The sequence below is a fragment of the Streptomyces tibetensis genome (assembly GCF_007655005.1).
GTDB lineage: Bacteria > Actinomycetota > Actinomycetes > Streptomycetales > Streptomycetaceae > Streptomyces > Streptomyces tibetensis.
In genome coordinates, this window is record NZ_SZVW01000023.1 from 81,439 (window position 1) to 93,171 (window position 11,733).

Here is an 11,733-nt window from a genome sequence, read left to right on the forward strand (position 1 = left end):
GACACACACCCCGAGGCCCGGGACCGCTACGAGGCGGCCCGGGCCTCATCGTATGTCTGCCGCGCCTTCTCCACGTCGTCCATGCGCTCACGCGTCCACTGCGACAGGGCCCGCACCTGCTCGGCGGCCTCTCGGCCCAGGGCGGTGAGGGAGTAGTCGACGCGCGGCGGGATGACGGGCTTGGCGTCGCGGTGGACGAGTCCGTCCCGCTCCAGGGTCTGGAGAGTCTGCGTGAGCATCTTCTCGCTGACGCCCCGGCCGCCGTATGCGCCGATCGTCCGGCGCAGCTCGCTGAACCGGTACGGCCGGTCCAGGAGCTCGATCAGGACGAGCACGCCCCAGCGGCTGGTCACGTGCTCCAGGACCAGCCGGTACGGGCACAGGGCTTCGTTGTCACTTACCGCCATGCCAGTACCTTACTTCAAAGTGGGTACTTTCCAATAGTTAGCGCTTCTCCTAGGGTTAGTGCCAACGCACCCCACAAGGAGAGTCTCACCATGAGCATCGTCGTCACCGGAGCCACCGGAAACCTCGGCCGTCACGTCGTGGAGCAGCTGCTGGAGAAGGTCCCGGCCGACCAGATCACCGCGGTCGTGCGCAACGCGGACAAGGCCTCCGGCTTCGCCGACCGCGGCGTGAAGATCGCCCTCGCCGACTACAACGACCCCGCCTCGTACGACGGGCTCTTCTCCGCCGGTGACAAGGTGCTGCTGATCTCCGGCAACGAGTTCGACAAGGGCCGTGTGCAGCAGCACAAGGTCGTCATCGACGCCGCCAAGGCCGCCGGCGTGGCCCTGCTCGCCTACACCAGCGCCCCCGGCACCCTGACCGCCTCGCTCGCCGACGACCACCGCGGCACCGAGGAGATCCTGCTGGACTCCGGAGTGCCCTACGCGCTGCTGCGCAACGGCTGGTACCACGAGAACTACACCGAGAACCTCGCCCCGGTGCTGGAGCACAACGCGGTCGTCGCCGCGGCCGGCGAGGGCAAGCTCTCCTCCGCCTCCCGCGCCGACTACGCCGCCGCCGCCGTCGCCGTGCTGACCGGCGAGGGACACGAGAACACGACGTACGAGCTGGGCGGCGACACCCCGTGGAGCTTCGCCGAGTACGCGGCGGAACTGAGCCGCCAGACCGGCAAGGAGATCACCTACAGCGCGGTCTCCCCCGACGCCCTCGTCGGCATCCTGACGGGCGCCGGCCTGCCCGAGCCGTTCGCCCGCACCCTCGCCGGTGTGGACGTCTCCATCGAGAAGGGCGAGCTGGTCGTCTCCAGCGGTGACCTGTCGCGTCTGACCGGCCGTCCGACCACCCCGCTCTCCGAGGCCATCGCCACGGCGCTCAAGGGCTGAACTCCCCCGGCGGGCCCTTGAGCCGTCCCACCCCCGGATGTCATGACCGTATGCCGATACGGGCATGACATCCGGGGGCACTCGGCGTTACCGTCGTGAACGCGGACGCACGCCAGGCGCGAAGGAGGGGCTGTGACCGGCAAGCCGAGGGGTGAGCGGCACATAGGACTGCTGAACGGCTTCGCGGCCTACGGGATGTGGGGGCTGGTCCCCCTGTTCTGGCCCCTGCTGAAGCCGGCCGGCGCGGCCGAGATCCTGGCCCACCGGATGGTGTGGTCACTGGTCTTCGTGGGCGCGGCCCTGCTCGTGCTGCGCCGCTGGGCCTGGGCCGGTGAGCTGCTGCGCCAGCCCCGCAAACTGGCGCTGATCACGGTCGCCGCGGCGGTCATCACCGTCAACTGGGGCCTGTACATCTGGTCCGTGAACTCCGGGCACGTCGTCGAGGCCTCGCTCGGGTACTTCATCAACCCGCTGGTCACCATCGCGATGGGCGTGCTGCTGCTCAAGGAACGGCTGCGGCCGGCGCAGTGGGCGGCGGTCGGGACCGGCTGCGCGGCCGTCGTCGTGCTGACCATCGGCTACGGCCGGCCCCCGTGGATCTCGCTCTGCCTCGCGTTCTCCTTCGCCACCTACGGGCTGGTGAAGAAGAAGGTGGGCCTCGGCGGCATCGAGTCGCTGGCCGCCGAGACCGCGATCCAGTTCCTGCCCGCGCTCGGCTTCCTGGTCTGGCTGACCGCGCAGGGCGGCTCCACCTTCACGACCGAGGGCACGGGGCACGCGGCGCTGCTCGCCTCGGCCGGCATCGTCACCGCGCTCCCCCTGGTCTGCTTCGGCGCGGCCGCCATTCGCGTGCCGCTGTCCACCATCGGCCTGCTGCAGTACTCGACGCCGGTCCTCCAGTTCCTGCTCGGCATCCTCTACTTCCACGAGGAGATGCCGCCGGAGCGCTGGGCCGGGTTCGCGTTGGTGTGGCTTGCGTTGACGCTGCTTACCTGGGACGCGCTGCGCGCCGCTCGCCGGGCCTCCCGGACGCTCACCAGCGAGATCAATGTGCCGAGCACCACGAGCGCGACCGGCACGGTCAGCGCCGCGCGGAACGCAGAGAGCGTGGCCTCCGGGCCGGGCCCGCTGGACGCCAGGCCGTAGACCGCGGTCACCGCCGAGATGCCGATGGCGGAGCCGAACTGCGTCGCCGTGGTCAGGAGCCCGCCGGCCAGGCCCTGCTCCGACTCCGCCACCCCGTCCGTCGCCGCGATCGTCAGCGGCCCGTAGGCCAGGGCGAAGGCGAGGCCCGCGAGGAGCAGCGTCGGGAACATCGCCGCGTACGACCAGTCCATGCCGACGGGCAGGAACAACGCGTACGCGGTCGCGGCCAGGACGAACCCGCCGACGATCACCCGGGCGTTGCCCCAGCGGGCGACCAGTCTCGGTGTGAGCGTCGGCGCGAGGACGGCGTCGATGCCCATGACGACCAGGGCCACCGCCGTCTGCCGGGGCGACCAGCCGCGCAGTTCCTGCAGGTAGAGCGTAACGACGAACTGGAAGCCGAAGAAGGCGCCGAGGAAGAGCAGCGCCCCCAGGTCGGCGCGCACGACCGGGCCCTGACGCAGCAGACCGAGCCGGACCAGCGGGTCGGGGCAGCGGCGTTCGACGGCGACGAAGACACCGGCCAGCGAGACGGCCGCGAGACCGGAGGCCAGGCTGAGCGGCCAGTGGTGCAGACCGTCCTCCAGCCGTACGACGGTGTAGGCGGCCAGCAGCATGGCGCCTGCGGCGGTGACCGCACCGGGGAGGTCGAAGGTGCGCCGGAGCTTCGGCGGGGCGTCGCGCCGGGGGATCAGGCGTACGGCGGCGACGAGCAGGGCGGCGGCCAGCAGCACGGGGGCGAAGAACACCCAGCGCCAGCCGATCTCGGTGAGCAGACCGCCGATCACCAGGCCGAGGGAGAACCCGGCCGCGCCCGTCCCGGCGAAGACCAGCAGGGCCTTGTTGCGCTGCGGGCCCTCCTCGTACGACGTGGTGATCAGGGAGAGCGCGGCCGGGGTCATGAAGGCGGCGGCGACGCCGGTGACGAACCGGGCGACGATCAGCATCCAGCCGTCCGTCGCGAAGCCGCCGAGCCCCGAGAAGGCGAGGAAGACGGTCAGCCAGAGCAGGAACATCCGCCGTCGTCCGAGCAGGTCGGCGGCCCGCCCACCCAGCAGGGTGAAGCCGGCGTAGCCGAGCACGTAGCCGCTCATGACCCAGGCCGCGGTGCCGGTGGAAAGGCCCAGATCGGCCCGGACGGCCGGGATCGCCACCGCCATCATGGCGACGTCGATGCCTTCGAGGAAGATCGTTCCGCACAGAACGAGCAGTAGCGCCCAGGCACGGGTGCCCATGAGTCAACACTCCTCCCGGTCGGGGACGGTTACGCAAGTGAGGGTCGGTTCCCTCTTGTAACCAGGGCCCACCCTGCGGCAGCATCGGCGGACATGGAAGAAGGCACTTCGAAGTCACCGAGTCACTGCGCGAGCACCGTGGACTACGGCGATGCCGATCCCTTCCAGTGGGACACGCGCGAGGACTGCCAGGTCCGGCAGATCCTCGACCGGATCGCCGACAAGTGGTCCCTGCTGGTCATCGCGCTGCTGGAGAACCGGCGGCTGCGCTTCACGGAGCTGCGCCGGGAGATCGACGGGGTCAGCCAGCGGATGCTGACCGTGACCCTGCGCTCGCTGGAGCGGGACGGCCTGGTGAAACGGACGGTGCACCCGGTGGTGCCGCCCCGCGTCGAATACGAGCTGACCTCGCTCGGCAGGACGCTGCACGCGACGATCCAGTCCCTGGTGACCTGGACGGAGAAACATCAGGAGGAGATCGCGGCGGCCAGGACCGCGTACGACTCCCGCGCGGCGCAGGCCGTGGACGCTACGGCGTCGTAGGAGCGTGGCGGGACCGGTGCACCCGGGCCTTCTCGCGGTTCCCGCAGTGCTCCATCGCGCACCAGCGGCGGCGGCCCGGGCGGGAGGTGTCGACGAAGAGCAGGTGGCAGTCGTGCGCGCCGCACTCCCGGACGCGGTCGGCGTAGGGCCCGGTGAACAGGTCGATCGCGTCGCGGGCGACGGTCGCGAGCAGGTGGGTGCCCGTGGCACCGGGGGCCCAGGATCGGGTGCCGCCGGGCTCGATGCGGGCGACGAGCGGGGGCGCGGCCGCGGCGGCGTTGACGACGTCCAGGTGGGCGGCCCGCAGGGGGCGGCCGTGGGCGCGGTCGGCGGCGAGCAGGAACACGGCGTCGCGCAGGGTACGGGCATGCTCCAGTTCCTCGACCGACACGGTGAGTTCGAGCCCGTCCGGCAGACGGCTGCGCTCGGCCCAGGTGACCAGGTCGGCGGGTTCGTACAGCACTTCCCAGCGGGCGAAGGCCCCCGGGCCGCCGGTCGTCGTCAGCTCCAGGCACAGGGTGCCGGGGTCGAAGCGGTAGGGCTTGCCTCCGCCCGAGACGAGCGTCAGGCCCGGCGTCCGCTCCGGCGTTTCCCCTCCGCGTCCACTCACCTAACCAGTATAAGTGGTTACATGACGCAAACACCCGCATCACCCGCTCCCGTGCACTGGAAACTCGTCATCGACGCGAACGACCCGCACGCGCAGGCCGACTTCTGGGCCGCCGCCCTGAGGTACGAGGTCGAGGACAACAGCGCCCTGATCGGGAAGTTGCTCGGCTTCGGCGCCCTGCCCGAGGAGGCCACGGTCGAGTTCCACGGCCGCCGCGCCTTCAAGGACCTCGTCGCCGTACGGCACCCCGAGGACCCGTTCGAGGAGGAGAGCGGGACCGGGCTGGGGCGGCGGCTGCTGTTCCAGCGGGTGCCGGAGGCGAAGACGGCCAAGAACCGGCTGCACCTCGATCTGCACCCGGGCCAGGGGCGGCGCGACGAGGAGGTCGCCCGGCTGGAGGGGCTCGGGGCCAGTGCGCTGCGGCGGGTGAAGGAGCAGGGCGGCGAGTGGGTCGTGATGGCGGACCCGGAGGGGAACGAGTTCTGCGTGCAATGACCTGCGCGGCGGAGTCCTGCACTCCGTAAGCCCTGGCCAAATACGTACCTTGACGGAAAGTCAGTACCAGCTTCACCATCCAGGCACCCCATTCACAGTGGGCGGCCCGTGGACACCCCACGGGCCTCCTGACGGAATCCGGAGCCCCCACATGAAGCTCTCCGTTTCCGCGCGCGCCGTCGCCGCGGGCGGCATGGCAACAGCCATGCTCCTGACCGGCGGTGCCGTGGCGGACGCCGCGTCATCCGCTCCCGCCAGATCCGCCGCCGCGCCGGACATACCCGTGGCGAACGTCAAGACCCACCTGTCCCAGCTGCAGTCCATAGCCACCGCCAACGGCGGCAACCGGGCGCACGGCCGGGCCGGCTACAAGGCCTCGCTCGACTACATCAAGGCGAAGCTGGACGCGGCCGGATACACCACCACGATCCAGCAGTTCACCGCCTCCAGCCGCACCGGCTACAACCTGATCGCCGACTGGCCGGGCGGCGACGCGAACCAGGTCGTGATGGCCGGCTCGCACCTCGACAGCGTCACCTCCGGGCCCGGCATCAACGACAACGGCTCGGGCTCCGCCGCCGTCCTGGAGACCGCCCTGGCCGTGTCCCGGGCGCAGTACAAGCCCACCAAGCACCTGCGGTTCGCCTGGTGGGGAGCGGAGGAGCTCGGCCTGGTCGGCTCCCGCTCCTACGTCAACCGGCTGGCCACCGGCGACCGTTCGAAGATCAGCGCCTATCTGAACGTCGACATGATCGGCTCCCCGAACCCCGGTTACTTCGTCTACGACGACGACCCGGCGATCGAGAAGACCTTCAAGGACTACTTCGGCACCATCGGCGTCCCGACCGAGATCGAGACCGAGGGCGACGGCCGCTCCGACCACGCGCCGTTCAAGAGCGCGGGCGTGCCGGTGGGCGGCCTGTTCACCGGGGCCAGCCGGACGAAGACGGCGGCGCAGGCGGCCAAGTGGGGCGGTACGGCCGGGCAGTCCTTCGACCGCTGCTACCACTCGTCCTGCGACACCACCGCCAACATCAACGACACCGCCCTGAACCGCAACAGCGACGCCCTCGCCTACGCGGTGTGGGGGCTCTCGGAGTAGCCCCCACCCGGGGCGGCGCGCCTACTGCCTGCGGGCGCGTTCGGTGAGTCGGCCCATGCGGGCACGGGCCGACTCCAGCTGCTCGACCTCCTCGGCGGCGGGGCCGTCCTCGGCGGCGAGCTCCGTCCACAGGCCGATCAGGTCGCGCCCGAGCTCCAGCCCGAGCGCCGGGTCGCGCACCGCCCGCCAGGCGGTGGCCGCGCTCTCCACGTTGCCGTAGGCGGCCTCCGCGTCGCCGGCCCGGCGGTGGGCACCGGCCAGGTCGAGCGACAGCTGGAAGGCGCGGAGCGGGTCACCGGCCAAGTAGGCGATGTACGCGGTGAGTTCGCCGAGCCGGAGCACCTCGGGGTGCTCCGGCCCCAGCGTTCCCGACGCCTGCACGAGGGTCTGCTCCGCCAGGCCGGCGGCCTCTTCGATCCTGCCCTCTTTGACCGCCTCGTTGATCCGCGCGATCGGCTCCGCGAGGAGCGCGGGCGCGGCGGAATCGCCCGGGGCGGTGAGGGGTTCGTCCCCGAGCACGGCCTCCGCGACGGCGTCGAAACCGCGGGGAGGGGTGGGCTTGGGGTCGGGGTCGGCGGCGATCAGGGCGTCTTCCGGGACCGGTGCGGGTCGCGGAGCCGGCTGGGATTCGGGGAGGGGGAGCGGCCGCGCGTCCATGGGCGGAGGCGGGCCGAACGCACCGGTGGGCGCGGCGACGGTACCGGGCGGCATCGCCGGACCCGGGGCCGGGCCCGGGGCCCGGGTCGCGTCTTCCGGCGCCTGTCCCGGGGCCGGGGGCGCGTCTTCCGGCGCCTGCCCCGGGGCCGGGGGCGCGTCTTCCGGCGCGGGTTGCGCCGACTCCGGTAGCGCGGGTTGCGCCGACTCCGGTACGGCCCGCAGCTCGAACGTCGGTACGGGTTCCTCGGTCTGCTGCGGCTCGGGCACGGCCCGCAGCCGGAACGTCGGGGCCGAGCCACGGCCGGAGTCCGGCGCGGGACGCAGCACGTGCGTGGCGCTGTCACCGGGCGGGTGCGGCGGCTCCGGCGGCGGGGCCATGGCACCGCCGCTCCGGTCGTGCTGCGGCTCGGGCGGGGTCACCGCGTCGGCGCCTCGGGCGGGCTGGGGCCCGGGCGGGGTCGTGGCGACCGGCTCGGGCGGGGTCGTGGCGACCGGCTCGGGCGGGGTCGTGGCGACCGGCTCGGACGTGAAGTGGCTGGAGCCGTCCGGGTCGACCTGGAGCGGTACGACGTAACCGATGCGCTCGTCGCGGATCGTCGCGAGGACGGCATGGCCGGTGGCGAGGGCGATGTGGTGGAGGCGGTTCAGGACGGCCCGCTGAATCTCCTCGCCGGGAGCCGCGAAGACCGGGACCCCGCCGACGAAGGCGCCGTCGGACACCCCACCGGCTCCCCCGCCCACGTCCGTGCCGGCCCCGGGGACATGGACGTCGATCGGCGCCGCCGGGGTCGCCGCGTGCGCGGCCTGTTTCTGTTCCCGCTTCTTCTCGCGGCTGAGTCGCGACATCGTCCCCTCACTCGGCGTCGTACACCTACTGTCGAGTGTGTCCGCTCGCCCCCGTTTCTCACGTCACCACGGTGTCACAGGCTCGTCCCAAGGGCCGTCGGCCCGGCGCGGTCGTCGGGGAGAGCATGAGAACCAGGCCTACGAGGGAGGAGAGGGGCATGCACACAGGCATGCGACAGGGGCCCGAGATCTGGCTGCGCGGCCCGGTGACGACCCCCGAGCCGGGGCAGCCGGAGCCCGCGCACGCCCATGCCGCGGCACGGCGTTTCTCCTGGGTCGGCACACACGGCGGCGCGGGCGTTTCCACCCTCGCCGCGGTCTACGGCGGCCATGACAGCGGACGGTCCTGGCCCGGACCCGGCGACCCCCCGTCGGTGCTGCTGGTCGCCCGGACCCACGCGGCGGGGCTCGACTCGGTCGCCGGGGTGGTGGAGATCTTCCGGCGCGGCCAGGCCCCGCCGGGGCTCGACCTGGACGCCGTCGTGCTCGTGGCGGACGCGCCGGGCCGGCTGCCGCGCCCGCTCGCCCAGCGCGTCCGATCGCTGGAGTCGGTGATCGACGTGTACCGCGTGCCGTGGGTGGCGTCCTGGCGGCTCGGTGAGCCGGGCCACCCGCCGCGCGAGACGGCGGCCCTGGCCCGGCTGACGGGAGCGGCACGCTGACGGCCGTCCCCGGGCCCGACGCGTGCCCGTCAGCCGTACCGCTGACGGCCGGGGAGATCGCGGCGGGCGTACGGGCCCGGGAGCTGCGCGCGACGGACGTGGTCGCGGCGGCCCTGGCCCGGATCGAGCGGGCCGATCCGCACCTGTGCGCGTTCGTCGAGGTGTGGGGAGAGGAGGCGATGCGGCGGGCGGGTGAGCTGGACACCCGTCTCGACCGGCGGGGAGGGGCCGGGCAAGTGGACGCCCGGCTGGGCCGGGCCGGTGAGGTGGACACGCGACTCGACCGGCTGGGCCGGGCCAGTGAGGTGGACACGCGACTCGACCGGCTGGGCCGGGCCAGTGACGTGGACACGCGACTCGACCGGCTGGGCCGGGCCAGTGACGTGGACACGCGACTCGACCGGCTGGGCCGGGCCAGTGACGTGGACACGCGACTCGACCGGCTGGGCCGGGCCAGTGACGTGGACACGCGACTCGACCGGCTGGGCCGGGCCAGTGACGTGGACACGCGACTCGACCGGCTGGGCCGGGCCAGTGACGTGGACACGCGACTCGACCGGCTGGGCCGGGCCAGTGACGTGGACACGCGACTCGACCGGCTGGGCCGGGCCAGTGACGTGGACACGCGACTCGACCGGCTGGGCCGGGCCAGTGACGTGGACACGCGACTCGACCGGCTGGGCCGGGCCAGTGACGTGGACACGCGACTCGACCGGCTGGGCCGGGCCAGTGACGTGGACACGCGACTCGACCGGCTGGGCCGGGCCAGTGACGTGGACACGCGACTCGACCGGCTGGGCCGGGCCAGTGACGTGGACACGCGACTCGACCGGCTGGGCCGGGCCAGTGACGTGGACACGCGACTCGACCGGCTGGGCCGGGCCAGTGACGTGGACACGCGACTCGACCGGCTGGGCCGGGCCAGTGACGTGGACACGCGACTCGACCGGCTGGGCCGGGCCAGTGACGTGGACACGCGACTCGACCGGCTGGGCCGGGCCAGTGACGTGGACACGCGACTCGACCGGCTGGGCCGGGCCAGTGACGTGGACACGCGACTCGACCGGCTGGGCCGGGCCAGTGACGTGGACACGCGACTCGACCGGCTGGGCCGGGCCAGTGACGTGGACACGCGACTCGACCGGCTGGGCCGGGCCAGTGACGTGGACACGCGACTCGACCGGCTGGGCCGGGCCAGTGACGTGGACACGCGACTCGGCGGGCTGGGCCCGGGGCCATCCCTGCCGCTGGCCGGTGTGCCGATCGCGGTGAAGGGGCGGAACGGGCTGCGCGCCGCGGGTCCGCTGCTCGCGGCCGGTGGTGTGGTCGTGGGCGCCACGTCCGTGCCCGGGCCGGGGACGCCCTGGCAGACGTGGGGGCTCGGGGCCCGGGGCCGGACCGTCAATCCGTGGCGGGCCGACCGTACGCCGGGCGGCTCGTCGGCCGGGGCCGCGGCGGCCGTGGCGGCCGGGCTGATGCCGCTGGCTACGGGCGGCGACGGAGCAGGGTCGGTGCGGATCCCGGCGGCGTGGTGCGGGGTGCTCGGTCTGAAGACGACGAGCGGGCGGCTGCCGTCGGGCGACCGTACGGGACTCGCCGTTCCGGGGGTGCTCGCCCGCTCGGCGGCGGACGCCGGGCTGTGGTGGGCCGTGGTGTCCGGGGAGCCGGTGCCGGCCGAAGCCGCCCTTCCCGTCACCGCCGTCTGGTCGCACGACCTCGGGTTCGCCGGACCCGACCCGGAGCCCGTGGCGCTGGCCCGGGCCGCTGTGGAACGACTGGAGGCGGCAGGGGTCGTCCGGCTGGTACGGCCGCGGGTGCCGCTCCGGCTGACGGACCCCGGGCCGGCCTGGCTCGCCCTGCGCACTGCCGGTGCGGATCCTGCCAGGGCCGACTTGGCCGGGACCGACTTGGCCGGGGCCGACCTGGCCGGGGTCGATCTGGCCGGGGCCGAGCGCGTCCGGGCGGAGAACGACCGGCGGCTCGCCGGGGTTTTCGGGGAAGCCGAGCTGTTGCTGACCCCGACGGCGCCCACCGCCCCGCATGGCCACGAGGGGCCCGGGGAGCGCTACTCCACCTCTCTCACCTGGGCGTTCAACCTCAGCGGGCATCCTGCGCTGAGCGTGCCCGCGGGATTCGGAGGCGATGGCTGCCCGGCCGGACTCCAGCTGGTGGCGCCGCACGGCCGGGAGGCGCTGCTGCTGGCCGTGGCACGGGCGACGGAGACACGCGTCAAGGGCTGACACCCCGGGGGGAGACCCACGCAGGGGCACCCCGGGCGGAGACCCAGGTCAGGGGCACCCCGGGCGGAGACCCACGTCAGGGGCACCCCGGGCGGAGACCCACGTCAGGGGCACCCCGGGCGGAGACCCACGTCAGGGACAGACACCCCGGGCGGAGATCCCTCGTGCGCACTCCGGCGGACACCCCTGGCACATTTACTTGCGTACGCATATGATGCACACGCGTGTAATTGACGTACGCCGAGTTTCCAGAGGGGCACCCCATGACCCGCCGTTTCCTTTTCGTCCTGGGCAGCGCTCGCGCCGAGGGCAACTCCGAGCTGCTCGCCCGCCGGGCCGCCGAGCAACTGCCCCCGGACGTGGAGCAGGAGTGGCTCGACCTCACCGATCTCCCCGTGCCGGACTTCGAGGACCTGCGGCACGACAGCGACCACGTCCGCCCGACCGAGGGCAACGTGGCCCGGCTGCTCGACGCCACGCTCGCGGCGACGGACATCGTGATCGTCTCGCCGCTGTACTGGTACTCGGTCTCCGCGCAGACCAAGCGCTACCTGGACTACTGGTCGGGCTGGCTGCGCACGCCCGGCCTGGACTTCAAGGCGACCCTGGCCGGCCGCACCCTGTGGGGCGTGACCGCCCTCGCGCACACGCAGGAGGTGGTCGCCGACCCGCTCGTCGGGACGCTCCACAACTCGGCGGCGTACATGGGGATGCGCTTCGGCGGGGTGCTGCTCGGCAACGGCAGCAAGCCCGGTGACGTGCTGACCGACGACACGGCCCTGACCCGCGCCAAGACCTTCTTCGCACAGGAGGCGCCCCTGGCCAGGTTCCTGTACGAGGACTGA

The 11,733-nt window shown here is 73.0% G+C and carries 11 protein-coding genes and 1 pseudogene; 8 read left to right on the forward strand and 4 right to left on the reverse strand.

What is annotated here, in order from left to right:
* Positions 1 to 26: 26 nt before the first annotated feature.
* A complete protein-coding gene (locus FDO69_RS33225) occupies positions 27 to 407 on the reverse strand; it encodes a winged helix-turn-helix transcriptional regulator (protein WP_104785634.1) in 381 nt (126 codons plus the stop codon).
* A 90-nt stretch (positions 408 to 497) separates the two neighbouring features.
* Between FDO69_RS33225 and FDO69_RS33230 the strand changes: the two genes are divergently transcribed.
* On the forward strand, positions 498 to 1,352 hold the full coding sequence (locus FDO69_RS33230; protein WP_104785637.1) for an SDR family oxidoreductase: 855 nt from the start codon (positions 498 to 500) through the stop codon (positions 1,350 to 1,352).
* 195 nt (positions 1,353 to 1,547) lie between these two features.
* Entirely contained in the window at positions 1,548 to 2,498 is a 951-nt protein-coding gene (rarD, locus tag FDO69_RS33235; RefSeq protein WP_324828126.1) for an EamA family transporter RarD, read from the forward strand.
* 80 nt (positions 2,499 to 2,578) lie between these two features.
* On the opposite strand, the pseudogene FDO69_RS33240 reads toward rarD, so the two are convergent.
* Positions 2,579 to 3,733: pseudogene (locus tag FDO69_RS33240) on the reverse strand (MFS transporter); the annotation flags it as partial.
* A 93-nt stretch (positions 3,734 to 3,826) separates the two neighbouring features.
* On the opposite strand from FDO69_RS33240, the gene FDO69_RS33245 reads away from it, so the two are divergent.
* On the forward strand, positions 3,827 to 4,276 hold the full coding sequence (locus FDO69_RS33245; protein ID WP_104785643.1) for a winged helix-turn-helix transcriptional regulator: 450 nt from the start codon (positions 3,827 to 3,829) through the stop codon (positions 4,274 to 4,276).
* On the opposite strand, the gene FDO69_RS33250 is transcribed toward FDO69_RS33245, so the two are convergent.
* A complete protein-coding gene (locus FDO69_RS33250) occupies positions 4,263 to 4,886 on the reverse strand; it encodes a CGNR zinc finger domain-containing protein (RefSeq protein WP_170320978.1) in 624 nt (207 codons plus the stop codon). The two genes, FDO69_RS33245 and FDO69_RS33250, sit on opposite strands and share 14 nt — an antisense overlap.
* Before the next feature lie 21 nt (positions 4,887 to 4,907).
* Here FDO69_RS33250 and FDO69_RS33255 point away from each other — a divergent pair, with 21 nt between their 5' ends.
* A complete protein-coding gene (locus FDO69_RS33255) occupies positions 4,908 to 5,381 on the forward strand; it encodes a VOC family protein (RefSeq protein WP_104785646.1) in 474 nt (157 codons plus the stop codon).
* A gap of 151 nt (positions 5,382 to 5,532) precedes the next feature.
* Positions 5,533 to 6,483, forward strand: coding sequence for a M28 family metallopeptidase (locus FDO69_RS33260; protein WP_104785649.1), 951 nt, complete (start codon positions 5,533 to 5,535; stop codon positions 6,481 to 6,483).
* A gap of 21 nt (positions 6,484 to 6,504) precedes the next feature.
* Here the strand turns inward: FDO69_RS33260 and FDO69_RS33265 are convergent, their stop codons facing one another.
* Positions 6,505 to 7,986, reverse strand: coding sequence for a hypothetical protein (locus FDO69_RS33265; protein ID WP_104785652.1), 1,482 nt, complete (start codon positions 7,984 to 7,986; stop codon positions 6,505 to 6,507).
* Positions 7,987 to 8,144: 158 nt separating this feature from the next.
* On the opposite strand from FDO69_RS33265, the gene FDO69_RS33270 reads away from it, so the two are divergent.
* The 3 genes from FDO69_RS33270 (at position 8,145) to FDO69_RS33285 (ending at position 11,733) form a co-directional block, all read left to right on the forward strand.
* Entirely contained in the window at positions 8,145 to 8,648 is a 504-nt protein-coding gene (locus FDO69_RS33270; RefSeq protein ID WP_104785655.1) for a DUF6668 family protein, read from the forward strand.
* A 1,184-nt stretch (positions 8,649 to 9,832) separates the two neighbouring features.
* Complete coding sequence (locus tag FDO69_RS33280; RefSeq protein ID WP_420878564.1) at positions 9,833 to 10,888, forward strand: amidase family protein; 1,056 nt, start codon at positions 9,833 to 9,835, stop codon at positions 10,886 to 10,888.
* A 263-nt stretch (positions 10,889 to 11,151) separates the two neighbouring features.
* Positions 11,152 to 11,733: a flavodoxin family protein gene (locus tag FDO69_RS33285; protein WP_104785658.1), complete on the forward strand. Its 582-nt coding sequence runs from the start codon at positions 11,152 to 11,154 to the stop codon at positions 11,731 to 11,733.